The organism is Mycobacterium sp. URHB0021 (assembly GCF_054057895.1).
In genome coordinates, this window is record NZ_JBSRZT010000002.1 from 4,866,614 (window position 1) to 4,890,934 (window position 24,321).

Annotated in this window: 26 protein-coding genes; 5 read left to right on the forward strand and 21 right to left on the reverse strand. The window is 67.0% G+C overall.

The window, feature by feature from the left end; translation table 11 throughout:
• Positions 1 to 22: 22 nt before the first annotated feature.
• From ppc to ACVWWN_RS26320, 9 genes are all read right to left on the reverse strand, one after another.
• A complete protein-coding gene (ppc, locus tag ACVWWN_RS26280; RefSeq protein ID WP_457146461.1) occupies positions 23 to 2,818 on the reverse strand; it encodes a phosphoenolpyruvate carboxylase in 2,796 nt (931 codons plus the stop codon).
• Between the two features lie 56 nt (positions 2,819 to 2,874).
• Positions 2,875 to 3,312, reverse strand: coding sequence for a hypothetical protein (locus ACVWWN_RS26285; RefSeq protein ID WP_457146462.1), 438 nt, complete (start codon positions 3,310 to 3,312; stop codon positions 2,875 to 2,877).
• Complete coding sequence (locus tag ACVWWN_RS26290) at positions 3,309 to 3,893, reverse strand: MspA family porin (protein ID WP_457149292.1); 585 nt, start codon at positions 3,891 to 3,893, stop codon at positions 3,309 to 3,311. The genes ACVWWN_RS26285 and ACVWWN_RS26290 overlap by 4 nt, the downstream gene beginning before the upstream one ends.
• A gap of 271 nt (positions 3,894 to 4,164) precedes the next feature.
• Positions 4,165 to 4,398, reverse strand: coding sequence for a preprotein translocase subunit SecG (gene secG, locus ACVWWN_RS26295; protein WP_457146463.1), 234 nt, complete (start codon positions 4,396 to 4,398; stop codon positions 4,165 to 4,167).
• A 30-nt stretch (positions 4,399 to 4,428) separates the two neighbouring features.
• Positions 4,429 to 5,214, reverse strand: a complete 786-nt coding sequence (gene tpiA, locus ACVWWN_RS26300) for a triose-phosphate isomerase (protein WP_457146464.1) — start codon at positions 5,212 to 5,214, stop codon at positions 4,429 to 4,431.
• 37 nt (positions 5,215 to 5,251) lie between these two features.
• Positions 5,252 to 6,463, reverse strand: coding sequence for a phosphoglycerate kinase (locus tag ACVWWN_RS26305; protein ID WP_457146465.1), 1,212 nt, complete (start codon positions 6,461 to 6,463; stop codon positions 5,252 to 5,254).
• Positions 6,464 to 6,465: 2 nt separating this feature from the next.
• Complete coding sequence (gene gap / locus ACVWWN_RS26310) at positions 6,466 to 7,488, reverse strand: type I glyceraldehyde-3-phosphate dehydrogenase (protein WP_457146466.1); 1,023 nt, start codon at positions 7,486 to 7,488, stop codon at positions 6,466 to 6,468.
• Positions 7,489 to 7,563: 75 nt separating this feature from the next.
• Positions 7,564 to 8,289 carry an ABC transporter substrate-binding protein gene (locus ACVWWN_RS26315; RefSeq protein ID WP_457146467.1) on the reverse strand — a complete coding sequence of 242 codons (726 nt, stop codon included), beginning with the start codon at positions 8,287 to 8,289 and terminating at the stop codon, positions 7,564 to 7,566.
• 460 nt (positions 8,290 to 8,749) lie between these two features.
• Complete coding sequence (locus ACVWWN_RS26320) at positions 8,750 to 9,031, reverse strand: hypothetical protein (RefSeq protein WP_457146468.1); 282 nt, start codon at positions 9,029 to 9,031, stop codon at positions 8,750 to 8,752.
• Between the two features lie 184 nt (positions 9,032 to 9,215).
• Between ACVWWN_RS26320 and ACVWWN_RS26325 the strand changes: the two genes are divergently transcribed.
• Positions 9,216 to 9,488 (forward strand): hypothetical protein, encoded by a 273-nt coding sequence (locus ACVWWN_RS26325; RefSeq protein WP_457146469.1) that lies wholly within the window; start codon positions 9,216 to 9,218, stop codon positions 9,486 to 9,488.
• Positions 9,489 to 9,590: 102 nt separating this feature from the next.
• Here ACVWWN_RS26325 and ACVWWN_RS26330 read toward each other — a convergent pair whose 3' ends face one another.
• From ACVWWN_RS26330 to uvrC, 6 genes are all read right to left on the reverse strand, one after another.
• On the reverse strand, positions 9,591 to 10,082 hold the full coding sequence (locus ACVWWN_RS26330) for a hypothetical protein (protein WP_457146470.1): 492 nt from the start codon (positions 10,080 to 10,082) through the stop codon (positions 9,591 to 9,593).
• Between the two features lie 302 nt (positions 10,083 to 10,384).
• Positions 10,385 to 10,672, reverse strand: a complete 288-nt coding sequence (locus tag ACVWWN_RS26335) for a hypothetical protein (protein WP_457146471.1) — start codon at positions 10,670 to 10,672, stop codon at positions 10,385 to 10,387.
• Between the two features lie 167 nt (positions 10,673 to 10,839).
• A complete protein-coding gene (whiA, locus tag ACVWWN_RS26340; protein WP_457149293.1) occupies positions 10,840 to 11,817 on the reverse strand; it encodes a DNA-binding protein WhiA in 978 nt (325 codons plus the stop codon).
• Entirely contained in the window at positions 11,814 to 12,842 is a 1,029-nt protein-coding gene (gene yvcK / locus ACVWWN_RS26345; RefSeq protein WP_457146472.1) for a uridine diphosphate-N-acetylglucosamine-binding protein YvcK, read from the reverse strand. The genes whiA and yvcK overlap by 4 nt, the downstream gene beginning before the upstream one ends.
• Complete coding sequence (gene rapZ / locus ACVWWN_RS26350; RefSeq protein ID WP_457149294.1) at positions 12,839 to 13,750, reverse strand: RNase adapter RapZ; 912 nt, start codon at positions 13,748 to 13,750, stop codon at positions 12,839 to 12,841. The genes yvcK and rapZ overlap by 4 nt, the downstream gene beginning before the upstream one ends.
• A gap of 11 nt (positions 13,751 to 13,761) precedes the next feature.
• Positions 13,762 to 15,744 carry an excinuclease ABC subunit UvrC gene (gene uvrC / locus ACVWWN_RS26355; protein ID WP_457146473.1) on the reverse strand — a complete coding sequence of 661 codons (1,983 nt, stop codon included), beginning with the start codon at positions 15,742 to 15,744 and terminating at the stop codon, positions 13,762 to 13,764.
• Positions 15,745 to 15,797: 53 nt separating this feature from the next.
• Here uvrC and ACVWWN_RS26360 point away from each other — a divergent pair, with 53 nt between their 5' ends.
• Positions 15,798 to 17,729 (forward strand): gamma-glutamyltransferase family protein, encoded by a 1,932-nt coding sequence (locus ACVWWN_RS26360; protein ID WP_457146474.1) that lies wholly within the window; start codon positions 15,798 to 15,800, stop codon positions 17,727 to 17,729.
• A complete protein-coding gene (locus ACVWWN_RS26365; protein WP_457146475.1) occupies positions 17,726 to 18,193 on the forward strand; it encodes a GNAT family N-acetyltransferase in 468 nt (155 codons plus the stop codon). The genes ACVWWN_RS26360 and ACVWWN_RS26365 overlap by 4 nt, the downstream gene beginning before the upstream one ends.
• Here the strand turns inward: ACVWWN_RS26365 and ACVWWN_RS26370 are convergent.
• The 5 genes from ACVWWN_RS26370 to ACVWWN_RS26390 are packed head-to-tail and all read right to left on the reverse strand — an operon-like array spanning position 18,180 to position 21,583.
• On the reverse strand, positions 18,180 to 18,638 hold the full coding sequence (locus ACVWWN_RS26370) for a PH domain-containing protein (protein WP_457146476.1): 459 nt from the start codon (positions 18,636 to 18,638) through the stop codon (positions 18,180 to 18,182). The genes ACVWWN_RS26365 and ACVWWN_RS26370 overlap by 14 nt on opposite strands.
• Positions 18,635 to 19,117: a 6,7-dimethyl-8-ribityllumazine synthase gene (ribH, locus tag ACVWWN_RS26375; RefSeq protein WP_457146477.1), complete on the reverse strand. Its 483-nt coding sequence runs from the start codon at positions 19,115 to 19,117 to the stop codon at positions 18,635 to 18,637. Before ribH ends, ACVWWN_RS26370 begins: the two co-directional genes overlap by 4 nt.
• Entirely contained in the window at positions 19,114 to 20,439 is a 1,326-nt protein-coding gene (locus ACVWWN_RS26380; protein WP_457146478.1) for a bifunctional 3,4-dihydroxy-2-butanone-4-phosphate synthase/GTP cyclohydrolase II, read from the reverse strand. Before ACVWWN_RS26380 ends, ribH begins: the two co-directional genes overlap by 4 nt.
• Positions 20,440 to 20,482: 43 nt before the next feature.
• Complete coding sequence (locus ACVWWN_RS26385; protein ID WP_457146479.1) at positions 20,483 to 21,082, reverse strand: riboflavin synthase; 600 nt, start codon at positions 21,080 to 21,082, stop codon at positions 20,483 to 20,485.
• A gap of 9 nt (positions 21,083 to 21,091) precedes the next feature.
• Complete coding sequence (locus ACVWWN_RS26390; RefSeq protein WP_457146480.1) at positions 21,092 to 21,583, reverse strand: GNAT family N-acetyltransferase; 492 nt, start codon at positions 21,581 to 21,583, stop codon at positions 21,092 to 21,094.
• Positions 21,584 to 21,647: 64 nt separating this feature from the next.
• Between ACVWWN_RS26390 and ACVWWN_RS26395 the strand changes: the two genes are divergently transcribed.
• Both ACVWWN_RS26395 and ACVWWN_RS26400 read left to right on the forward strand, forming a co-directional pair.
• The gene (locus tag ACVWWN_RS26395) at positions 21,648 to 22,361 is read left to right on the forward strand and encodes an LppX_LprAFG lipoprotein (protein ID WP_457146481.1); all 714 of its coding nucleotides are present in this window, start codon (positions 21,648 to 21,650) and stop codon (positions 22,359 to 22,361) included.
• On the forward strand, positions 22,361 to 24,040 hold the full coding sequence (locus tag ACVWWN_RS26400) for an MFS transporter (protein WP_457146482.1): 1,680 nt from the start codon (positions 22,361 to 22,363) through the stop codon (positions 24,038 to 24,040). The genes ACVWWN_RS26395 and ACVWWN_RS26400 overlap by 1 nt, the downstream gene beginning before the upstream one ends.
• Before the next feature lie 7 nt (positions 24,041 to 24,047).
• Here the strand turns inward: ACVWWN_RS26400 and ACVWWN_RS26405 are convergent, their stop codons facing one another.
• A complete protein-coding gene (locus ACVWWN_RS26405; RefSeq protein ID WP_457146483.1) occupies positions 24,048 to 24,200 on the reverse strand; it encodes a hypothetical protein in 153 nt (50 codons plus the stop codon).
• Positions 24,201 to 24,321 lie beyond the last annotated feature (121 nt).

Sequence of the window (24,321 nt, forward strand, 5' to 3'; positions counted from 1 at the left end):
ATCATCCACCGCGGGCCGTACCTCACCCGCTGTTGCGCAAAGCCGTCGCCAGGCCGCTCATGGTCAACAGGATTCCGCGCTGGACCAGCTCGTCCTCGTCGCCGGACCGGTAGCGGCGCAGCAGTTCGATCTGCAGATGGTTCAGGGGTTCCAGGTACGGGAACCGGTTGAACACCGACCGGGCCAACGCCGGGTTGTCGGCCAGCAGGTCGTCCTGGCCGGTGATGAGCCGGTGCATGCGGATGGTCAGCTCGTATTCGTCGACGATCTTGTCGAGCACGCGGCGGCGCAGTGCCTCGTCGTCGACCAATTCGGCGTACCGGGCGGCCAGGCCCATATCGGCCTTGGCCAGTACCTGGGCCATGTTCGACAGCACGGTGGCGAAGAAGGGCCATCGCCGGTACAGGTCCTGAAGAACCCGCAGCCGACCGTCGCCCTCGGTGATCCACTCGTCGAATGCCGTGCCGGTGCCGTACCAGCCCGGCAGCATGACCCGCGACTGACTCCAGGCCAGCACCCACGGGATCGCCCTCAGATCGGAGATCGACGACGTGGGTTTGCGGGAGGCGGGCCTGCTGCCGATGTTGAGTGCGCCGATCTCGCTCACCGGCGTGGACGCCTTGAAGTAGTCGACGAATCCCGGTGTCTCGTGGACCAACTCGGCGTAGGCGCGCTGTGCCCTCGCGGCGAGCTCGTCGAGCACCTCGTAGGCGGGCCCGGCGGCGTCGCCGAGCCCCTCGACGTCGAGCAGGGTGGCCTCGAGCGTGGCGGCCAGCAACGTCTCGAGGTTGCGATGGGCGATCTGCGGCTCGGCGTACTTGGCGGCGATCACCTCACCCTGTTCGGTGATCCGTAGCGACCCGCACACCGCACCCGGCGGCTGGGCCAGGATGGCGTCGTAGCTGGGTCCACCGCCACGGCCGACGGTGCCGCCGCGACCGTGGAACAGCCGCAACCGGATTCCCGTCTTGCGCGCCGACTCCACCAGATCGAGTTCGGCTCGATACAGCGCCCAGTTGGCCGCCAGATAGCCGCCGTCCTTGTTGGAGTCCGAGTATCCGAGCATCACCTCCTGACTGTCTCCGCGGGCGGCGACGACGGCCCGGTACAACGGAAGGTCAAGCACCGCTTCCAGAATCGAGGAGCCGTTCTGGAGATCGTCGATGGTCTCGAACAGGGGCACGATCCCGACGGGTGCGTACGCGTCCGGTCCCGAAGCATCGAGCAGGCCGGCCTCCTTGAGCAGGACCGCGGCCTCCAGCATGTCCGATACCGACTGGCACATCGAGATGATGTAGTTGGGCACCGCCTGTGGCCCGAACACCGCCACGGCACGCGCGCCGGCGCCGACGATGTCGAGCTCTTTGCGGGCAAGCTCGGACAATTGGGCACCGTCGCCGATCAGCGGCCGCCGGGTGCCGAGTTCGGCCGCGAGAATCCGCACCCGCTCCGGCTCCGGCAGTGACCCGTATTCGGAATGCACCCCTGCCCACGCCAGCAGTTCGGCGACGACCTCCTCGTGGATGTCGGAGTTCTGCCGCATGTCCAGACCCTGCAGGTGAAACCCGAAGACGCGCACGGCTTCTCGTAGACGGGCCAGCCGATCGTCGGCCAGCACCGCACTGCCGTTGCCGCGCAGGGACCGGTCGACGACGTCGAGATCGGACAGCAACTCGCCGGGCGTGAGATAGCGGTCCAGCCCGAGGTCGAGTTCGTGTTCGGGCTGTCGGTCCAGTATCTCCGCGGCCGTCGCGGTGAGCCGGCCGTGGATGACGCGCAACGCGCGCCGATAGGGTTCGTCGGCGCGCGCGGGCTCGTGGCACATGTCGGCGAGGGCGGCCACCTCGTCGCTCACCGTGACCAGCCGCGCCGACATCGACAGCTCCTGTTCCAGCGCGGTGATCTCGACGAAGTAATGCTCGAGCGCGGTGTAGGAGGCGCTGCCTGTGGCCAGCCTGACGACGTCGGCGGTGACGTTCGGGTTGCCGTCGCGGTCGCCGCCGATCCAGGAGCCGGGCCGCAGGATGGGCGTGTCGAGCAGGTGTGTGCCTGGCCAACGGGCCTGCAGTGCCGTGCGCACCTCCGCATTCACCTGCGGGATGACGTCGAAGAACGCGGCCGGGTAGTACCGCAGCCCCGTTTCGATCTCGTCCTGGATCTTCAAGCGCGACAAGCGGATGAGCGCGGTCTGCCAGAGGGTCAGGATGTGGCGGCGCAACTCGATCTCGACGTCGCGGCCGTCTCCGGTGAGGCTATGCCCACGAAGGCGAACGCGCATCAGCTCGGTGATGCGGTGCTGCGTGTCGAACACCGTGCGCCTGCGGGTCTCGGTGGGGTGCGCGGTGATCACCGGTGAGACCAGCGCTCCGGTGAGTGCGTCGGCGACCGTCACCGGATCGAGGTCGGCGGCATCGAGTTTCGCATACGTTGCCGCGAGACTGCTGTCCTGCGGCGGCTCGCCCGCGGCAACGTGAATCGCACGGCGTCGCTCGCGGTGGATGTCCTCGGCCACATTGGCCAGCAACGAGAAGTGCGTGAATGCCCGGATGACCGGGATGGCCTGCCGGACGTCGATGCCGCTGAACATGCCGGCCAGCTCGCCGCGGTCGATCTCGGACCGGCGGACCCGGAAAGACTCCACCCGTGCTCGCTCGACGAGGTCGTACACCTCCGCACCGTTCTGCTCGCGAACGGTGTCGCCGAGGATTGTGCCGAGAAGCCGGATGTCCTCGCGCATCGGCTCGGTGGCTTCACGGCCGATTTGGGACCGGCGTACGGAACCGATTGGTGCCAGGGCGACGTCGGTACCTTCAGCCATCCCCCGATTATCGTGGCGGACCGAAGCTGCCGCACGGCGAGTGCCCCCCGGTCGGGTCATCCTTGCGGGGTGACGATCGGCCCGGTTGTCGCGCTGCTCTTCACCGACGTGCCGCTGGACGGATCGGGGCCGACCGGAACGATCGGCTTGGCCGGCGTCGACTTGCTCGTCGAATCCGAACCGAGCGGATGGGTGGCCTGCGGTGGCTTCTGCCCGTCGGGCATGACGATGGGTGTCGACTGCGCGTCGCCACTGCCCTTGTCGCTGCTGTCGCTGCCGGCGTCGGCGTCCTGTTGCGGCGGCCAGTCCACCGATGTCGGGGGCCAACTCTCGCCCTTGCTCGATCCGCCCCCCGAGTCCGAGGGGGCACAGCCGGAGGCGGCCCCGTAGTCACCCGCTCCTGTGCAGGCGCCCTGGGCGATACCGGCAGGCAAAACGGCGACCCAACCGACGAACGACAGGCCGGCAACCAGGATCCGCCACCGAGTGCTCATAGGCTCAGGATGTCCCCGTAGGCGTTGACGCTGTCGTCGGACTTGTCGGTGTCGATCATCGCCGTGGCGAAGAACCGGATGGCCACCTGACCCCCACAGCCGTCCACCTTGACGTGTGCGTCGTGCACGACGATCTCGCCGGTGCGACCCTTGAGCGTCTTCTTGCCCAGCCCCAGATTGGTGATGTTGCCGGGCAGCAGATTGATGGAGATGTCGCCGTCCACGTCCGCGTACGGGCCGATGTCGTTGAGCACACTGCCGTTGCCGATTCCAGGGTTGATCCCGGCGTCGCCGCCCACGTCGACGCTCCCGCCCTCGCTGAGGTCGACCTGACAGCCCAGTTGCAGGCCCAGGACGAGCGTGCCCGAGTTGACCGGAATGTTGCCGTTGCCCTCGATGGTCGCCGCGGCCTTGCCGGTGACGAAGCCCTCCCGGGTGAAGGCGGTCGCGGCCATGTTGGGCACGGAATTGATGGTCATCCGGGTGAGTGCGGCGCTCAGGTGCCAACCGTCATCGGTGTCGGCAGATTGCGTGACGTCGGCGACAGGCAGCGGTTCGGCCGTCGCGACGGCGCAACTCAGACAGAGGAAAACCAGTGCAACGGCGCCAACACGAAGTCGTCTGAGCACGAACACCCGCCTTAGGGAGACCAGAGCATTGGGTAGTGACCAAGCTGGACACCGCGCCGATAGTAGGGGCCGGTGCTGAACGGTTCCTGGCACTCGCGACGTGCCAGGCGAAAGTGCTCAGCCGCGACCGAATGTCCATAAGGCACACGGCATGGAAGCTCGATTCATGGCGTGAAGACGTACAAATGGTGCCGCCGGGTGGGGCCCCGAAGGGGCTACGCCGTCAGCTGTATTTGATCTGCAGTGCGACGCCGACGATGGAGACCAGCCAGATGCCGGTGACGAACAGCGTCAGTCGGTCCAGGTTCTTCTCGACCACCGTGGAGCCCGACAAGCTGGACTGCACACCGCCACCGAACAGCGTGGACAGGCCGCCGCCCTTGGCACGATGCAGCAGCACCAGGAGCACGACCAGGACGCTGGTCACAATCAGGATGATCTGCAGGGCCAATTGCATGGCCGCCAGACTACCTGGACCGAGCGCAGATCACGGCAACGGGCCGCCCGCGGCGATGGCCGACAGCGTCGCGAATTGCTCGGCGTCCAGCGAAGCCCCGCCCACCAGCGCGCCGTCGACATCCTCCTGAGCAACGATCTCACCGATGTTCTTGCCGTTCACCGAGCCGCCGTACAGCACTCGGATACCCGCCGCGAGCTGCGGCGACGATAGCATCCCCAGCTCGTCGCGCACAGCCTTGCAGACCTCCTGGGCGTCGGCCGCACTGGCGACCCGGCCGGTGCCGATGGCCCAGACCGGCTCGTAGGCGATGACTGCGTTGCCGACCTGCTCACTGGACAGCCCGTCCAGTGATGCGCGCACCTGGGCGAGGCAGTGGTCGACGTGATTGCCCGCCTCGCGGACCTCGAGGTGCTCCCCGATGCACACGATGGGAATGATGCCGTGCCGGAACGCGGCCACCGCCTTGGCGGCGACCAGCGCGTCGTCCTCGTGGTGATAGGTACGGCGTTCGGAGTGGCCGACGGTGACATAGGAGCAGCCGAGCTTGGCCAGGAAGGCGCCGCTGATCTCGCCGGTGTAGGCGCCCGAGTCATGCTGGGAGATGTCCTGCGCGCCGTAGGTCAGCAGCAGCTTGTCCCCGTCGACCAGCGTCTGCACGCTGCGCAGATCGGTGAATGGCGGCAGCACCGCGACATCGACCTTCGCGAAGTACTTCGCCGGCAGTGAGAACGCGATCTTCTGCACCAGCGCGATCGCTTCGAAATGGTTGAGGTTCATCTTCCAGTTGCCGGCGATCAGCGGCTTACGGGACACGTGTGCGCCTTTCTGGGTGCTCAGGACTGCGCGGGTACTACTGGAGGACGTCGATACCGGGCAGCGTCTTGCCCTCAAGGTATTCCAGCGAGGCCCCGCCCCCGGTGGAAATGTGAGAGAAGCCATCCTCGTCGAGTCCGAGCGCACGGACCGCGGCGGCCGAGTCGCCACCGCCCACGACGCTGAACGCGCCCTTGCCGGTGGCGCCGATGATCGCCTCGGCGACGCCCTTCGTACCCGCCGCGAATGCGGGGAACTCGAACACGCCCATCGGACCGTTCCAGAAGATCGTCTTGGCGTTGGAGAGCAGCGCGGTGAACCGCTTGACCGAACCCGGGCCGATGTCGAGGCCCATCTTGTCTTCGGGGATGCGGTCCGCCGCAACGATCTCGGAGTTCGCATCGGCGGCGAACTTGTCGGCCACCACGATGTCGACGGGCACGTGGATCACGTCGCCGTAGTCCTCCAGCAGTTTGCGACAGGTCTCGATCATGCTCTCCTCGAGCAGCGACGTACCGACCGAAACACCTTGGGACGCTAGGAAGGTGAAGCACATGCCGCCCCCGATGACGAGGCTGTCGGCCTTCTCGGCGAGCGATTCGATGACCGCCAGCTTGTCGGAGACCTTGGAACCGCCGAGCACCACGGCATAGGGCCGCTCGGTCGAGCTGGTCAGTTGCTCGAGCACCGTGACCTCGGCGGCCACCAGCTGGCCCGCGTAGTGCGGCAGCAGTTCGGCGACGTCGTAGACCGATGCCTGCTTGCGGTGCACGACGCCGAATCCGTCCGAGACGAATGCGCCGTCATCACCGACCAGTTCGACCAGCTGCCTGGCCAGCGCCATCCGCTCGTTGTCCTCCTTGCTGGTTTCGCGTGGATCGAAGCGGATGTTCTCCAGCAGCAGGACGTCGCCGTCGGTCAGGCCCTCCGCCCGGGCCAGCGCGTCGGTGCCGACGACATCGCCGGCCAGCTGCACGTGACGGCCCAGCCGGTCGGACAGCGCCTTGGCCACCGGGGCCAACGACAACTTCGGGTCCGGTCCCCCTTTGGGCCTGCCGAGATGCGCGGTGACGACGAGCTTGGCGCCGGCGTCGGCCAGCGCCTTCAGCGTCGGCACAGACGCGACGATGCGGCCCGGATCGGTGATGTCACCTGAGTCGTCCAGCGGCACGTTCAGGTCCGAGCGCACTAGCACGCCGCGGCCCGAAACTCCTTCTGCCAGTAAGTCTTCGAGCGTCTTGATGCTCACGGCTACAGGGACTTGCCGACCAGTGCGACGAGATCGACGAGGCGGTTGGAGTAGCCCCATTCATTGTCGTACCAGGACACCACCTTGGCCTGGTTGTCGATCACCTTGGTCAGAAGTGAGTCGTAGATCGAGCTGTGCGGGTCGGTGACGATGTCGGACGAGACGATCGGCACGTCGTAGTACTTCAGGATGCCCTTGAGCGGGCCGTCGGCCGCGGCCTTGAATGCGGCGTTGATCTCGTCGGCGCTGGCGGCCTTGCTCAGTTCGGCGGTGAGGTCGGTCGCCGAGCCGGTGGGGATCGGCACCCGTAGCGCATAGCCGTCGAGCTTGCCCTTGAGCTCGGGGAGCACCAGGCCGATGGCCTTGGCAGCGCCGGTCGAGGTGGGGACGATGTTCAGCGCGGCGGCGCGGGCACGGCGCAGATCGCCGTGCGGGCCGTCCTGCAAGTTCTGGTCCTGGGTATACGCGTGAATCGTGGTCATCAGGCCCTTGACGATGCCGAACTCGTCGTTGAGCACCTTGGCCAGCGGGCCGAGGCAGTTCGTGGTGCACGACGCGTTGGAGATGATGTTCTGGCTGCCGTCATACTTGTCGTCGTTCACGCCCAGCACGATGGTGATGTCCGGGTCGGTGGCGGGCGCGGAGATGACCACCTTCTTGGCGCCTGCGTCCAGGTGCCCCTTGGCCTTGGCGGCGTTGGTGAAGATGCCGGTCGACTCGACGACGACGTCGACGCCCAGGTCTGCCCACGGCAATTCCGACGGGCCGGCCTTAACCTCGAGCGCCTTGATCTTCTTGTCGCCGACGACGATGGTGTCGTCGCCCTCGAGGCCGATGTCCCTGGGGAACCGGCCCAGGATCGAGTCGAACTTGAGCAGGTGCGCGAGCGTGGCGTTGTCAGTCAGGTCGTTGACGGCCACCACCTCGATGTCGGTGCTCTTGCCCTCGGCCTTCTGCGCCTCAAGCGCCCGGTAGAAATTGCGTCCGATGCGGCCGAAGCCGTTAACGCCGACCCGGATGGTCACTTTGTGTCTCCTTAGTCGCTGATGAACTGCTCGGCAACCAGCCTAGTGGTGTGGTACACGCCACGCGCGGGTTGGTCACTGCATGGCCAGCCTCTGATCGGCAAAGGGATTGCCCAGCCATTTCCGGCGAATCCGCTGCAGGGTGCCTGCCTCTTCGAGCTCGGCCTGGGCAACCGTGATGCGGCCGAGTAGTGCCTGGTCGCTGCGCGGTACCGCGATCGCGATGTGCTCGACCGAGATGCCGCGCTGGACCACCTCGACTCCCGGGACCGGCTTGACCAGTTCGTTGAGCACGGGCGCCAATTTCATGAACGCGTCGCATCCTCCGGTGCTCAGGTCCGTCAGCGCCGAGCGGATGCCGCCGTAGTCGTAGACGCGCACCCGGGCGGCTTTGCCGTTGGCGACGAGTTCCTCGGCGATGCGTTGACTGGTGTTGCCGCGCTGGACGCCGACGGTGAGGCCTACGAGGCCGTCGACGGAGGTGACGTGCGGAAGCCGGGAGGTGTCGACGGCCAGCGACTGGCCTGAGATGAGGTAGGGCGCGACGAACGCCGCCTTCTGCTCGCGTTCGGGTGTCACCGTCGTTCCGGCGGCCACGCAGTCGAAGTCGCCGTTGTCGAGGGCGTCGAAGATGCCGTTGAAGTCGATGCCGTCGTAGGTGACGAATTCAATTGTTGCGCCGAGTGATTCGGCGATTGCGCTCATCAGGTCGATGTCGAGGCCGGCCGGCTGACCACCGTCGTCCGGCATACCGTTGAACGGCGGATCGGGAAAGGCCGCGCCGACCCTCAGCGTCTCCATGGTTCCACCGTAGCCAACGGTGAAGCCGCGAAATCTGCACCGGGGTCGTTGAATCCTCTCGAAATCACAGCCGTGATGCAGAACTGGATGCGATCAACGCTCGATTTCGATCCGCACCCGGTCGATTGATCGTCGGCATAGGTCGCGATCGCTGCGGTGGTCATGGCCGCGCACCTGTCGGCGAGCGATTGGTACGTCTCGTCTCCCAGGACCTCCCGGAGGTGAGCGACCGTGTTCGTGAATTCCGGAAAGACCAACGGTCACGGGGGCTGAGCGGCGAAGCCAGCGATCGTGGCACCCGACTCCAAGTTTCCACGCTGGGCCAATATTTCGGCGAGAATCCCCAGCGGGCTGCGAATTGCCGTGGTGGATCCGGAGTCGTGATATGTGCGAAGTGCCAACATGAGGTGCTCCAGCGCGGCCGCGCTGTCGCCGAGTCGGGCCTCCCGCCAACCGACATTCAGGCCCAGGTATGCCTCGGTGGAGCGATACCGCTGGCGCGCGCGACCAATCCCCGACTCATGGCGGCGAGCGCACCTTCCGGGCCTGCGTCAAGGGAAGCCGGGCCATACGCCAGCAACGCATACGAGAGCGCGTACGGGTTACCTGTTTCCTCGGCGACCCGGACGACTCCGGCCGCTGAATCCATCGCCTCATCGGTGGGACCGCCGAGAGGGTCGCGCCCCAACTCCAGGTAGCGGTCGAACCAGTCGACGGCCGCCGCTGGCCGACCGACCAGCATATACGCGCCTCCGAGTAGACCGTCGAAACCGAAGGGCACCTCGCCGCGGGTGTCGGTCCGCGGCCCACCGGAACGCGGTACGCAGGTTGGGCAGCTCTGTCTGAGACCACCGATAGGCATCCCTCTGGCGCGGGCTGTCCCAGAGCGCCAGCACCTCATCTTCGCGGTTGGCGAAGTGGCGAGCATGCGCCGTCCGGACCGCCTCGCCATCTCCACTGGCGACCCGTTGTTCCTCGGCGAACTGCCGGACGGTTTCCAGCATCGGGAACCGGGTTCGCGGCGCCGACCGGTCGACGACCAGCAGCGACTTGGGGACCAGCGCGTCGAGCAGGGCGATCGCGGCATAGGCGTCCACGGAACCGGCTATGGCACAGCCGCTCTCGTGGTCGAATACGCCGGCGAACACCGAACAGCGGGCCAGCAGGGCCTTTTCCGGACCGGCGAGCAGGTCATATGACCATGCCACCGTGCCGCAGGGTCTGGTGGCGTTCCATGCCGCGCCGTGAGCCGATCAGGAACTTGAACCGGTCATCGAGGCGGTCACGGATCTCGTCGGCACTCATCGACGACATGCGCGATGCCGCCAGCTCGATGGCCGTGGAGTCGTCGGGTGAAAGTCCGGCGCCACAGTACGTGCCCGGACGGCGAAAATTTGCACTGCGGCATCGACATCGGGCGAGCGCACCGGCCACAGCTGCTCGTGCACCATTCCCATCCCCTCGCGGCTGGGCGCCCACATTGTGACGGTCGCCGAGGCGGCGAGGACGGCCTCGATCAGACCGGCCACGGCGTCGAGAACATGTTCGCAATTGTCGAACACCAACAACCGAACCCTGCCCTCGAGCGCGGCGGCCACACTCTCGCTGATACTCATGCCCCGCTGCTGGGTGATGCCAAGTACCGCCGCCACGGCATCGGGCACCGCCGCCGGATCGCCGACGGACGCCAACTCGAAAACCCATATTGCGTCAGGGAATTCCTCGGCGAGACGCTTCGCGACCTCCAACGCGAGCCGGGTCTTGCCGACTCCGCCGACGCCGGTCAGCGTCACGAGTCAGTGGGCACGCAGTGCTTCCGTGACAGTGACGACCGCGGCGTCCCGCCCGACAAAGCTGGACGCCGGGCGCCGCAGTTTCCGGGCGTCGAGTCGAGTGTTCGATATCGGTGAACAAGAACGTCACCACACCCGACGGAGCCGACACGATGGCAGAATCCCATATCCGGCGTCGCCGCCTGCGGATACCGACAACACCGACGTCCCAATGCACTCAGGGCCGGATCGAGGCATCGATCCGGCCCTGAGTGCGTGCTCCGCGGACACCGCCACTGACGGTTGGCGCGGAGCGCCAACCGTCAGTGGCGGTGTCCGCGGTGATGAAACAGCAGACCGTTGCCATAGCCATAACCGAAGAACGGATACTGCTGCTGAGCCGCGTACATCCCGGCATCACCGGTTTCGGTGCTGATCTGGACGTTGCCAGGTGTCTGGCACTGCGTCGCGTTACCCGTGAACGAGCACGGCGGCGGGGCACTTGCGTTGGCCAGCGCCGAGAAGCCCAGCGCGGCACCGCTCATGATGCCTGCGGCAGCGACGGGCGCCGCGACGAAACGGACGAATTTACGAGAGAAGGTGGTGTTCATTTGAATCTTCCTTTGCGAGTGGTTATTTGGTTCCGTAGCACCAAAGTTACGGAGCCATCCACACCGTGTCGCGGTTGCGCTCACAACCCGCGTAACAGGCGATTCCCGCCGTTTTGCGCATTTTGGTCATGGCCTCGGGCTGCGCTGCCCTTTCGCTCGGGCCGGAGTCAGGCGTCTTCGAGAAGGTCTGGGGTAACAGCCGATTCGGTGTCGGGGATGCCGTCTTGTTTGGCCTTGCGGTCCGCCATCGACAACAAGCGCCGAATACGGCCTGCCACAGCATCCTTCGTCATCGGCGGATCGGCCAGCCGGCCCAACTCCTCCAGCGATGCCTGCCTGTGCTCGACCCGCAGTTTGCCCGCAGCGGCCAGATGGTCGGGCACCGTGTCGCCGAGGATGTGCAGCGCCCGTTCCACGCGGGCGGCGGCGGCCACGGCGGCGCGTGCCGACCGGCGCAGATTCGCGTCGTCGAAGTTGGCCAGCCGGTTGGCGGTTGCCCGCACCTCGCGGCGCATCCGGCGCTCTTCCCACGTCAACCTGGTGTCCTGCGCCCCCATCCGGGTCAGCAGTGCGCCGATGGCCTCCCCGTCGCGCACCACCACGCGGTCACTGCCCCGTACCTCACGGGCCTTGGCGCTGACGCCGAGGCGGCGTGCCGCACCGACGAGCGCCAACGCCGCCTCCGGACCGGGGCAACTCACCTCGAGCGCCGACGAGCGACCCGGTTCGGTGAGCGATCCGTGCGCCAAAAACGCTCCCCGCCAAGCGGCTTCGGCGTCTCCCACGCTGCCGCCCACCACCTGGGCCGGCAGTCCCCGCACCGGCCGGCCGCGCAGATCGAGCAGGCCCGTCTGGCGTGCCAGCGCCTCGCCGTCCTTGGCCACCCGCACCACGTATCGGGTGCTCTTGCGGATGCCACTGGCCGACAGCACATGAACGACGGCGTTGTAGCCGTACAGGTCGAAGATGTCCTTGCGGAGCCGCCGGGCGATGATGCCGAGATCGACCTCGGCCTCCACCACCACTCGCCCCGAGACGATGTGCAGTCCGCCGGCGAACCGGAGCAGCGACGCTACCTCGGCGCGGCGAGCGCTGACCGAGTTCACCGTCAACCGGCTCAGCTCGTCTTTGACCTCGGCTGTCATCGCCACGGGTCGTCACCTCTCGGTCCGTTCACTGTCGGTGCCGGCACAATCGGCTCCTGAATGGTTCGGGTGGGGGCCATCCCTCGAATACGCACACCCTCCAGAGCCGCGGCCAACCTCGCCGGGTCATGTAAAGGTGTACCAGGTCTGGACACGTCAGCAAACTCAACTTGCGCGGCGAGAATGTTGGCGGTTCGGCGCAGTTGTTCGCGTTCACGATCGCTGGGCACCCGGCTGGCGTCGACGATGATGTCGTCCACCGTGAATCCCGGCGCGTGCTGCGCCAGCACGTGGATGTGTCGCTCGACCGAGAACCCCGCCGTCTCACCCGGTTCTGCCACCAGGTTCAACACCAACGCCCGTCTGGCCTCCGTCGATTGCAGAGCCGCCGCCAGCTGCGGCACCAGGACGTGCGGGATCACGCTGGTGAACCAGGACCCCGGCCCGAGCACCACGAGATCGGCCGCGATGATCGCGTCCACCGCCTGCCGGGTGGCCGGCGGATCACCCGGCAGCAGCCGCACCCGCCGGACCTTGCCCACCGTGGTGGCGATCGCCACCTGTCCGCGGATGACGCGGCTCATCCGGGGATCCGATTCAAGGCCGGCCACGTCGGCCTCGATGCTCAGCCCCATCGGGCACATCGGCAACACCCGGCCCTTGACCCCGAGAATGCGGCCGAGCTCGTCGAGCGCCGCCACCGGGTCGGCCAGCACCTCGTTAAGCCCGGCCAACATCAGATTGCCGATCGGATGGCCGGCCAGCGCGCCGCTGCCACCGAAGCGATGCTGGATGATGGTCGCCCAGAGCCTGCCATGCGGACTGTCGGATGCCAACGCCGCCAACGCCATTCGAAGATCGCCGGGTGGCACCACGTCCAACTCGCTGCGCAGCCGACCCGACGATCCACCGTCGTCGGCCACCGTGACCACCGCGGTGACGTGCGGGGTGAGCCGGCGAGCGGCCGACAGCGTCGCGTAGAGCCCGTGGCCGCCGCCGATGGCTACGATCCGCGCGTCGCTCATTCGCGACCCAAATCCCGGTGCAACACCCGCACCGTGAGCTCGTCACCGCCCTGCAGGCGGGCGGCCAGCGCCTCGGCCATCGCAACGCTGCGATGCTTACCGCCGGTGCAGCCGATGGCAACGGTCATATAGCGCTTTCCCTCCCGCCGATAGCCTTGGATGACGACGTCCAGCAGTTGATGGTAGGTGTCCAGAAACTCTGCCGCGCCCGGCTGACCGAGGACGTAATCCCGTACTGCGGGATGTTGACCGGTGTGGCGACGCAGTTCGTCGACCCAGTGGGGGTTGGGCAGAAATCGCACGTCCATGACCGTGTCCGCATCCATCGGCAGTCCGTATTTGTACCCGAAGGACTCCACCGTGACACTCGTGTGCGCGACCGTCTCGCCGCCGAAGGCCCGTTCGATACTCTCCCGCAACGCCGGCACCGACAGTGTCGAGGTGTCGATGACGAGGTCGGCGACCGCCCGCACCGGCGCCAGCATCGCGCGCTCGGCGGCGATGCCTTCCCCCAGAGTGTGATTGCCCTGCAAGGGATGGCTGCGTCGGTTCTGCTCGTACCGGCGGACCAGGATGTCGTCGGATGCCTCGAGGAACAGCACCCTGGGCGTGATATTTCTGGTGGCCAGGTCGTTGCGCACCCACTCCAGATCGCCGGTGAAGCCGCGCGAGCGGACGTCCATCACCACCGCCAACTGGGTGATGCGGGAACCGGCGGCCAGACCGAGTTCAACCATCCGCGCGATGAGTTCCGGCGGCAGGTTGTCGGCGACATACCAGCCGAGATCCTCCAGCACCTTGGCCGCCGTCCCCCGCCCCGCACCGGACAGCCCGGTGACCAGGACCACGTCGATATCAGATTCCCCCGCTTCGTCGTCGCCGGCGTTATGGCGCAGTTCCTCGTGCATACCCTGATCTGTCATCCCGATGCCCTGCTCTGATCATCGCTGATCGTGGCGGTGGGCGCGCTGGATTCGGGCGGTACGCCGAGCGCGTCCAGAACCGCCTTTGCCGTCGCCACCCCGATTCCCGGCACCACGGTGATCTCCTCGACGCTGGCCTCCTTCAACCGGGCGAGCGACCCGAAGTGGGTGACCAGGGCTTTACGCCGGTGCTCGCCGAGCCCACGCACCGAATCCAGCGCCGAGGCCGTCATCCGCTTGGACCGCTTGCTGCGGTGGTAGGTGATGGCGAACCGGTGCGCCTCGTCCCGGACCCTCTGCAGCAGGAACAGCCCGTCGCTGTTGCGCGGCATGATGACAGGGTCCGGCTCCGCCGGCACCCACACCTCCTCCAGCCGCTTCGCCAGCCCGATCACCGCCACGTCGGTGATGCCCAGGTCCTCGAGCACCGCCGCGGCGGCGTTGACCTGCGGCGCCCCACCGTCCACCACGAACAGGTTGGGCGGATAGGCGAACCGACGCGACTTGCCTTCCGGGGCAAGCTCGGTCGGATGCTCGGTGTCGTGCAGGTGACGGTAGAACCGGCGCCGCGTCACTTCGGCAATCGACGCGACGTCGTCGGAACGGCCGTCACCGGCGGCTTCCCGGATCGCGTAATGCCGGTAGTCGGACTTGCGCGGCAGCCCGTCCTCGAACACCACCAGCGACGCCACCACGTCCGTGCCCTGGACGTGGCTGATGTCGACGCACTCGATGCGCAGCGGTGCATCCGCCAGTCCGAGCGCATCCTGAACACTCTGCAGCGCAGCGGTTCTGGCGGTGAAGTCGCCGGCACGTTTGAGCTTGTGCTGGTTGAGCGCATCCTGCGCATTGCGTTGGACGGTCTCGGCCAGTGCGCGCTTGTCGCCCCGCTGCGGCACGCGCAGCGCCACCCGCGTGCCGCGCAACTGAGACAGCCACGTCTCCAGTTGCTCGGCATTCGACGGCAGCACCGGCACCAGCAGCTGTCGCGGTACCGGGTTCAGCGCCTCGTCGGCGGACCCGTCGAGCTCGACCTGATCGCCGTAGAACTGTGTGACGAACTGCTCGACGAGATATTCCGGCGTGGATTCCCCTGGCTCACCGGACTTTTCGACGATCCAACCGCGCTGGCCGCGGACCCGCCCGCCACGCACGTGGAAGACCTGCACCGCGGCCTCGAGCTCATCGTCGGCGAAGGACATCACATCGGCGTCGGTACCGTCACCGAACACCACGGTCTGCTTTTCCAGGGCGCGCTTGAGTGCGCCGATGTTGTCGCGGAGCCGGGCCGCCCGCTCGAAGTCCAACTCCAAGGCGGCCGCGTTCATCTGACGTTCCATGTCACGGACCAGCCGGTCGGTCTTGCCCGCCAGGAAATCGCAGAAGTCGAGCACGATGCGGCGGTGTTGCTCGGCGCTGACCCGGCCGACGCACGGTGCTGAACACTTGTCGATGTAACCCAGCAGGCAAGGACGGTCGATCTGCTTGTGCCGCTTGAATACTCCCGCCGAGCATGTGCGTGCCGGAAACACCCGGGTCAGCAGATCGAGGGTCTCCCGAATCGCCCATGCATGCGAGTACGGGCCGAAGTAACGGACACCCTTGCGACGCGGCCCCCGGTAGACCATCAGCCGCGGAAACTCTTCGTTCAGCGTCACCGCGAGCACTGGATAGGACTTGTCGTCGCGATACCGAATGTTGAACCGCGGATCGAATTCCTTGATCCAGTTGTACTCGAGCTGCAGCGCCTCGACTTCGGTGGTGACCACTGTCCACTCGACGCTGGCCGCCGTCGTCACCATCTGCCGGGTGCGTGGCGCGAGCCCCGAGATGTCGGCGAAGTACGACGTCAGCCGGCTGCGCAGGCTCTTGGCCTTGCCGACGTAGATCACCCGGCCGTGCGGATCCCGGAACCGGTAGACGCCGGGTTCGACGGGGATCGATCCAGGGGCAGGGCGGTATGTCGCTGGATCGGGCACGGAATCCAGGTTACTGCCGTTGCCGGACGCTCTCGATGAACTACCGTCGAGTGATGCGGATCTCGCCCCTGATCAAGGCGACCGCGCCGCTGGCCGGTGTCGTCCTGGTACTGGCCGGATGCGGCGCCGAGGAGAACGGACCGCCCACCGCCGCGGGCGCCTGCTCGATCGTCGCCGACGGCACGCCGGGATCGGAGACGTCGGCTTCCGCGTCCACGAACCCCGAGGTCGCCACCGGCTACCGCAAGGACATGACGGCGGTGCAGACGCGCAGCTACTCGGCGGTGACCGCCAACCCGCTGGCCACCCAGGCGGCCTGTGGCGTGCTGCGCGACGGTGGCACTGCGGCGGATGCGCTGGTCACCGCGCAGGCGGTGCTGGGTCTGGTCGAACCGCAGGCCTCCGGTGTTGGCGGCGGCGGGTTCCTGCTCTACTACGACGCCGCGTCGGGTGCCGTTCAGGCCTACGACGGGCGCGAGGTCGCCCCGGCCGCGGCGACGGAGAACTACCTGCGATGGGTCTCCGACACCGACCGCACACCGCCCAGACCCGATGCCCGCGCTTCCGGCCGGTCCATCGGAGTTCCCGGCATCGTGCGGCTTCTACAGGAGGTCCACACCGAGCACGGCAAGACCGCCTGGCGCGACCTGTTCGACCCGGCGGTCGCACTCGCCGACGACGGCTTCGACATCAGCCCCCGACTGGCCGCGGCGATCGCGGACTCGGCGCCGAAGCTGAAGGTCGATCCGAACGCGTCGGCATACTTTCTCAACACCGACGGCAGCCCCAAGTCATCGGGCACCCGTCTCAACAACCCGGCCTACTCGAAGACGTTGGGCGTCATCGCCGCTGACCCGCAGTCGTTCTACACCGGCGACATCGCGCGTGACATCGTCTCGGCCGCGACGGATGTGTCCGGCGGCCGGACCCCGAGCCTGATGACGCTGCAGGATCTGTCCGGATACGCCCCGAAGAAGCGTGAGCCGCTGTGTGCTCCGTACCGGGGCAAGGAGATCTGCGGTATGCCGCCGCCATCATCTGGTGGTATCGCCGTCGCCGCGACACTCGGTATGCTCGAACACTTCCCCATGGGCGATCACAAGCCCACCGACCTCGATCGCAACGGCGGCAGACCCTCCGTGATGGGTGTTCATTTGATATCCGAAGCGGAGCGGTTGGCCTACGCCGACCGTGACAAGTACGTCGCCGACACCGACTTCGTCCCGCTTCCCGGCGGTTCGCCCGACGCGTTGATCAACAACGCGTACCTGACCGGGCGGGCGGCCCTCATCTCCGATCAGCGCACCATGGGAACGGCGAAGCCGGGCGAATTCGGACCTTCGAGCGCACCGGCGCCGCCGACGCCCGAACACGGCACCAGCCAGATCAGCATCGTCGACGCCAAGGGCAATGCCGCGTCCATGACCACCACCGTCGAGTCGGCGTTCGGCTCGTTCCACATGGTGGACGGCTTCATCCTCAACAACCAGTTGACCGACTTCGCCGCGGAACCCGCCGGCCCTGACGGTGTGCCGGTGGCCAACCGGGTCGAGCCGGGCAAGCGGCCCCGCAGCACGATGGCCCCCACGCTGATATTCGACGAGGCACCGACCGGCCGAGGACCCCTGTACGCCCTCACCGGCTCCCCCGGCGGCTCGGTGATCATCCAGTTTGTCGTGAAAACCGTTGTGGGAATGCTCGATTGGGGCCTGGATCCGCAACAGGCGGTGGGCATGGTCGACTTTGGGGCCGCGAACTCACCCAAGACGAACGTCGGCGGCGAACATCCCGTCATCGACACCTCCGGGCCTCCTGGACTGGCTGGGGACCACGACCCGCTGGTGCAGGGATTACGCAAACTCGGTCACCAGGTCGACCTCGCCGACCAGTCCAGTGGGCTGTCGGCGATCGTGCGCGACGATGCGGGCTGGGTGGGCGGCGCAGACCCTCGCCGGGAGGGGCTGGTCATGGGCGACACCAGGTGAATGCCCGGGTCGCCAGGCTGACGGAGTCGGACTGGCGGGTCTTCGCCGGCGTCCGACTGCGGGCATTGATCGATTCGCTCGGCGAGAACGACCCGCAGTTCAAACAGGAGGCGTCGTTCACCGCCGCGCAGTGGCGTCGCAGGCTCCGCGAACATGCACAGTTCGCCGCGCTGATCGGCAACAGGCCCATCGGTCTGATCGGCGCACAACAGGCCAACCCCGAATCGGTGTATCTGTACTCGTTGTGGCTCGACCCCGCGGCGCGTGGTCAGGGCCTGGCGCGCCCACTGGTGGCGGCGGCGGTGGACTGGGCGCGTGACCGCCGGGCCCGCACCGTCACGCTGCGTGTCGCGACCGACAATGCGCCCGCGCGTGGCGTCTACGAAAGCCTGGGATTCACCGTTTCCGCGCTCGAACCGCCCGGTTCGCCAGACGAAGTCGCGATGATTCTCAGTGTGAGCTGATGTCGGGCCGGTAGCGCACCAGCAGCGCGCGGACGCGGTCCATCGCGTCGACGGCCCGGTCCTTGTCGACGGCCTGGATCGCCATCACCGGGACGTACTCATCATCGGGCAGGTCCAGCCGTGCCCAGCGAGCCCCGCGATGGAACGACACGTCCACGACGTCCGACCAAGGAATGAGGCGGTATCCGAGTAGGTTTCGCACCGCGACACCGGGGGCGCCGACCCGCAGCCGCGGCCGGGCGAAGAGCAGCACGAAGCAGGCGATCACCACACCGAGCAGGGCGATGGCGACTTGATCAGCCGTCTGAAAGACGACGCCGGTCGAGGAGATCTTCAACAACACGCCGACCGCGACGTGGGCGACCACGATGAGGGCCGCCGCTCCGTAGGCGAAATACGGTGTCAGATGCGGCCGTATCTCGATGTCCCACTCGGTGTCGGTCATGACGGCGAACGAAAATCCCGAAGCGTCAGCGCGGTGGACAGTGCAGCGGCGGCGGCCTGGGCACCCTTGTCCTCGGCGGAGTCCGGCAGCCCGGCCCGATCCAGCGCCTGCTGCTCGTTGTCGACGGTCAGCACGCCGTTGGCGACCGGCGTGCGGGCATCGAGAGACACCCGGGTCAGGCCTTGGGTCACGGCGTCGCAGACATAGTCGAAATGCGGTGTCTGACCGCGGATCACCACGCCGAGCGCAACGACGGCGTCGTGGTTGGCGGTCAATGCCTGTGCCACCACGGGGATTTCGATCGCGCCGAGCACCCGCACCACGGTCGGGTCGTCGATACCGGCCTCGGCGGCCACCTTGCGGGCGCCGTCGAGCAGCGCGTCACAGATCCTCTGATGCCAGGTGCTGGCGACAATGGCCAGCGTCAACCCCGACGCGTCGAGCTGGGGCATGTCAGGGACACCGGCCGCAGGACTCACAGGGTCCCGCCGAGATCAAGATCGGTGGGGCGGCGATCGCCCAGGAGATACACGCCTTCTTGGTAGTTGTCCATGGTGGTGGCTTCGTGGAAATCGTCCAGGCCGGTCAGATCGTGACCCATGCGATCGCGCTTGGTCATCAGGTAGCGGATGTTCTCCGCGTTGGCGCGCACCGGCAGCGGCACCCTCTCGATGATGTGCAGCCCGTAGCCGTCCAGGCCCACCCGCTTGGCGGGATTGTTGGTCAGCAGCCGCATCGACCGGACCCCGAGATCGACCAGGATCTGTGCGCCGATGCCGTAGTCGCGGGCGTCGGCGGGCAGACCCAGCTTGAGGTTGGCGTCCACGGTGTCGTCCCCGGCGTCTTGGAGCTGATAGGCCTGCAGCTTGTGCATCAGGCCGATGCCCCGGCCCTCGTGGCCGCGCATGTACAGCACCACACCACGCCCCTCGCGGGCGACCATGGCCATCGCCGCGTCCAACTGCGGGCCGCAGTCGCAGCGCCGGGAACCGAAGACATCGCCGGTCAGACATTCGGAGTGCACCCGCACCAGCACGTCGTGACCGTCGTGGTCGGGTCCGGCGATATCGCCGCGAACCAGCGCGACATGCTCGACGTCTTCGTAGATGCTGGTGTAGCCGACCGCCCGGAATTCGCCGTGCTGGGTGGGGATCCGCGCCTCGGCGATGCGCTCGATGTGCTTCTCGTGCTTGCGCCGCCACTCGATCAGATCGGCGATCGAGATCAGGGCCAGATCGTGGTCGTCGGCGAAAACCCGCAGCTCGTCGGTCTGGGCCATGGCGCCCTCGTCCTTCTGGCTGACGATCTCGCAGATCGCGCCCGCGGGCTGTAAGCCGGCCAGCCGCGCCAGGTCGACGGCCGCCTCGGTATGGCCGGGGCGGCGCAGCACCCCGCCGTCCTTGGCGCGCAACGGGACCACGTGCCCGGGCTTGCTGAAATCATTCACATCGCTGGACGGATCGGCGAGCAGCCGCATGGTGGTCGCCCGGTCAGAGGCCGAAATACCTGTCCCCACATCTTTTTTCGCATCGACGGTGACGGTGTATGCGGTGCCGTGCTTGTCCTGGTTCACCGCGTACATCGGCAGCAGGCCCAGGCGGTCGCAGATGGCGCCGTCCAGCGGAACACACAGATAGCCCGACGTATAGCGGACCATGAAGGCGACGAGTTCGGGGGTGGCCATCTCGGCGGCGAAAACCAGGTCGCCCTCGTTCTCGCGGTCCTCGTCGTCGATCACGACCACCGCCTTGCCGGCAGCAATGTCGGCGACCGCCCGCTCGACTGAGTCCAGCCTCGTCATCACCCCAGTATGAACCAAGCCGGCGCAGGGATTATTGCCCGTGTTATTCAGCGGACTGGCTCATCAACCGTTCGACGTATTTGGCGATGATGTCGACCTCGAGGTTGACCTGCGTTCCGACCTCGGCCGCCCCCAGGGTGGTGAGCCCCAATGTGGTCGGGATGAGCGAGACCTCAAACCAGTCATGACCTAGAGCGGAGACGGTCAAGGAAACCCCGTCGACGGTGATCGAGCCCTTCTCCACGACGTACCTGGACAGGGCCGTGGGCAGCGCGACCCGCACCACTTCCCACTCGTCGGACGGTGTGCGCGCAATCACATGACCGGTGCTGTCGACATGCCCCTGGACGATGTGACCACCGAGCCTACTGTTCACCGCGGCGGCGCGTTCCAGGTTGACGCGACTGCCGACGTGCACCGCCCGCAGACTCGACCGGTTCAGCGTCTCGCCCATGACGTCGGTGCTGAACGAGCCGTCGCCCAACACCTCGACGACGGTCAAACAGACCCCGTTGACCGCGATGGAGTCGCCGTGCCCGGCGTCAGAGGTGACGACGGGGCCGCGGATGACCAACCGGGCGAAGTCGCCGAGGTCTTCCTTGCCGATGATCTCGCCCAGTTCTTCGACGATTCCGGTGAACACCCCGACAGGTTATCCAGCCAGCCGCTTCTCGCCGAAGAATGTCGCCACCGGATTGCCGTTGAAATTCGGAATCGACACATAACCCTCGGATTCGTACAACCCGCGGGCGTGCGGCTGAAGCGGCCCGGTATCGAGCCGGGCGACGTCGTATCCGAGACCTCGGGCGGCATCCTCCAGCGCCCGCAGCAGCACCCGGGCCAGCCCCTGCCGCCGCGCCGCGGGCACCACGTACATCCGTTTGAATTCACACGCACCATCCGGCAACCGCTTGATGCCGCCGCCACACACCGGTTCGCCGTCGCGATAACCCACCAGAAAGGTGCCACCCGGCGGCCCGAGCTCGGCCACGCCCGCCTTCGGCATGTCCGGCGAATTGAGATCAAGGCCCTCGTACAGCTCGCGCATCTCGTCGATCATCGCCGCGACCAGCGCGGCCCCGTCCCCCGTGTCGACGAACACATGCCGAAAATCCACAGGTCGAATGTCCTGCTCAGCAGCCACGATTACACTTCTACCCCGCGCCCGCCGCACGCGTCCATGTGGTTGCACCCTCTACGATGCAGTCATGCAGCAGACGCGTGCCCGCCTTGCTATCCGCTCCCTGATCGCCCTATCCCTCGCCGCAGGCCTGTTCCTCGCCGGCTGCTCGAAGTCTTCCGAGGAGGCCAGCAAACCGCTGCCCGACGCCGCCACCCTGCTCAAGGAGTCCAGCGAGACCACCAAGGCCCAGACCAGCGTGCACCTGAAGCTGGCGGTGCAGGGCGAGATCAAGGAGCTGCCGATCGAATCGCTCGAGGGCGACCTCACCCAGGCTCCCGCCGTCGCTGCGCAGGGCAAGGTCAACATCAACTTCCTCGGCCAGAAACTGGATGGCGTCGCATTCGTCGTCTCGGACGGAAACCTGTACGGGGCACTCACCGCGGGCAGCTTCCAGAACTTCGGCCCGGCCGCCGACATCTATGACGTCTCGGCCATTCTGAGTCCCACCAACGGCCTGGCCAACGTCCTGGCAAGCTTCTCCGACCCCAAGGCCGACGGCCGCGAAAACCTCAACGGTGTCGACACCGTGCGGGTGACCGGATCCGTCAGCGCGGACGCCGTCAACAAGATCGCCCCGTCGCTCAAGGCCAGTGCGCCCGTGCCGGGCACCGCATGGATCCGCGAGGACGGCGACCACGAACTCGTCCAGGCCAAACTCGACGTGCAGCAGGGCAACAGCATCACGATGACGCTGTCCGACTGGGGCAAGCCGGTCACCGTCAACAAGCCCGCGGTGTGATGCAGGCGTCGCAAGCCTCCAGTCAGGCGGCGACCAGCCGCAGAATCGCGATCAGCGCAGGCTGCCTCGCGGTGGTGCTCGGCGCGCTCGACACCTACGTCGTCGTGACGATCATGGTCGACATCATGCGCGACGTCGGCATCGCGATCAACAAGATTCAGCAGGTCACCCCAATCATCACCGGCTACCTGCTCGGCTATATCGCGGCCATGCCGCTACTGGGCCGCGCTTCCGACCGCTTCGGCCGCAAGCTGCTCCTTCAGATCAGCCTGGCAGGCTTCGCGGTCGGGTCGGTGATCACCGCGCTGTCCACCGACCTGACGATGCTGGTCATCGGGCGCGTCATCCAGGGCACCGCGAGTGGCGCACTGCTACCGGTCACGCTGGCGCTGGCTGCCGACCTGTGGGCGGCACGCAACAGAGCGGCCGTCCTGGGCGGGGTCGGCGCAGCCCAGGAACTCGGCAGTGTGCTCGGCCCGATGTACGGCATCCTGCTGGTGTGGTTGTTCAACCACTGGCAGGCCGTGTTCTGGGTCAACGTCCCCCTCGCGCTCATCGCGATGGTGATGGTTCATTTCAGCCTGCCTTCGAAGGCGAAGTCCGCTCATCCCGAGAAAGTAGACGTGGTGGGGGGCGTGCTGCTGGCCATCGCGCTGGGGCTGGCCGTGGTGGGCCTTTACAACCCGGCGCCGGACGGCAAGCAGGTGCTTCCCAGCTGGGGTCTGCCGGTGCTCATCGGCGCCCTGGTCGCCGCGGTGGCCTTCTTCGTCTGGGAGAAGATCGCCAAGACGCGCTTGCTCGAACCCGCGGGCGTGCACTTCCGGCCGTTCCTGGCGGCGCTCGGAGCGTCGCTGTGCGCGGGCGCGGCGCTGATGGTCACGCTGGTCAACGTCGAACTGTTCGGCCAGGGTGTGCTGGGGCAGGACCAGAATCACGCCGCGTTCCTCTTGTTGCGTTTCCTGATCGCGCTGCCCATCGGCGCGCTGCTCGGCGGCTGGATCGCCACCAAAGTCGGCGACCGCATCGTGGCTTTCGCGGGCATGTTGGTCGCCGCAGGGGGCTACTGGCTGATCTCGAAGTGGCCGGTCGATCTGCTCTCGGCGCATCACGACCTCGGGTTTGTCCACTTGCCCGTGCTCGATACCGACCTGGCGATCGCGGGCCTCGGGCTGGGCCTGGTAATCGGTCCGTTGACGTCGGCCACACTGCGGGTGGTGCCAGCGGCGCAGCACGGCATCGCATCGGCCGGCGTGGTGGTGGCCCGCATGATCGGCATGCTGGTGGGTATCGCCGCCCTGAGCGCCTGGGGGCTGTACCGGTTCAACCAGTACCTGCAGGAGCGGCTGGCCGCGATACCCGCCCCACCCGCCGACACTCCGGGCGGCATGCTCATCGCCCAGGGCGCGCGCTTGCAGAGGGCAACCCTCGAGGCGTACACCATGCAGTACGGCGAGATCTTCAAGATCACCGCGATCGTCTGCGTGGTGGGCGCACTGCTCGGCCTGCTGATCGCCGCCCGGGCCGAACACTCCGACGAGCCCGAGGCGACTGCCGGCGACGACGATGCGCCGACAACGGAAATCGAGGCTCCTACTCAGGCGATCTCCACCTCGCGGGCGGATGAGACGGTGCGGATGCAGCAGCAGCAGCAACTGCCGGGCCGTCACCGGCCCCGTTAGCCGGTCGTCAGCAGCGTTCGACTCCCCGCCCCATCAGCGGTACTTCGTCGGCCTTTGCCTGCTCCTCGGCGGTGAGGCCGCGCCACGCCTCGCACACGGCGTCCTTGAGGGTTTTCGGATTTACCGGACTGATGCTGAGCCAGTCCTGCAATGCAGTCACGCTCGATGTCCTTTGTTCGTGCTCACCAGCGCGCAACTCGTCGGTGAAAGCGCGATTCCAGCGGAGCCGTTACGGCCCTGTTTGGTACGAGTGTACCGGCGCGACAGGCCTGTCCGCCTGC

What these genes read in the sequence shown, in the direction of transcription:
- ACVWWN_RS26320 (WP_457146468.1), bottom strand. Translation starts at nt 9,031, where the DNA reads ATGCTGGTCGGTCGGCCAGCGGCGGCCGTCGACTGGTTCGACCGCTAC.
- ACVWWN_RS26335 (WP_457146471.1), bottom strand. Translation starts at nt 10,672, where the DNA reads ATGAACACCACCTTCTCTCGTAAATTCGTCCGTTTCGTCGCGGCGCCC.
- rapZ (WP_457149294.1), bottom strand. Translation starts at nt 13,750, where the DNA reads ATGCACGAGGAACTGCGCCATAACGCCGGCGACGACGAAGCGGGGGAA.
- ACVWWN_RS26285 (WP_457146462.1), bottom strand. Translation starts at nt 3,312, where the DNA reads ATGAGCACTCGGTGGCGGATCCTGGTTGCCGGCCTGTCGTTCGTCGGT.
- ACVWWN_RS26380 (WP_457146478.1), bottom strand. Translation starts at nt 20,439, where the DNA reads ATGACGAGGCTGGACTCAGTCGAGCGGGCGGTCGCCGACATTGCTGCC.
- whiA (WP_457149293.1), bottom strand. Translation starts at nt 11,817, where the DNA reads ATGACAGCCGAGGTCAAAGACGAGCTGAGCCGGTTGACGGTGAACTCG.
- secG (WP_457146463.1), bottom strand. Translation starts at nt 4,398, where the DNA reads ATGCAATTGGCCCTGCAGATCATCCTGATTGTGACCAGCGTCCTGGTC.
- ACVWWN_RS26395 (WP_457146481.1), top strand. Translation starts at nt 21,648, where the DNA reads ATGCAGCAGACGCGTGCCCGCCTTGCTATCCGCTCCCTGATCGCCCTA.
- ACVWWN_RS26400 (WP_457146482.1), top strand. Translation starts at nt 22,361, where the DNA reads ATGCAGGCGTCGCAAGCCTCCAGTCAGGCGGCGACCAGCCGCAGAATC.
- ACVWWN_RS26370 (WP_457146476.1), bottom strand. Translation starts at nt 18,638, where the DNA reads ATGACCGACACCGAGTGGGACATCGAGATACGGCCGCATCTGACACCG.
- ppc (WP_457146461.1), bottom strand. Translation starts at nt 2,818, where the DNA reads ATGGCTGAAGGTACCGACGTCGCCCTGGCACCAATCGGTTCCGTACGC.
- ACVWWN_RS26315 (WP_457146467.1), bottom strand. Translation starts at nt 8,289, where the DNA reads ATGGAGACGCTGAGGGTCGGCGCGGCCTTTCCCGATCCGCCGTTCAAC.
- ACVWWN_RS26360 (WP_457146474.1), top strand. Translation starts at nt 15,798, where the DNA reads ATGCGGATCTCGCCCCTGATCAAGGCGACCGCGCCGCTGGCCGGTGTC.
- yvcK (WP_457146472.1), bottom strand. Translation starts at nt 12,842, where the DNA reads ATGAGCGACGCGCGGATCGTAGCCATCGGCGGCGGCCACGGGCTCTAC.
- ACVWWN_RS26325 (WP_457146469.1), top strand. Translation starts at nt 9,216, where the DNA reads ATGCGCCGTCCGGACCGCCTCGCCATCTCCACTGGCGACCCGTTGTTC.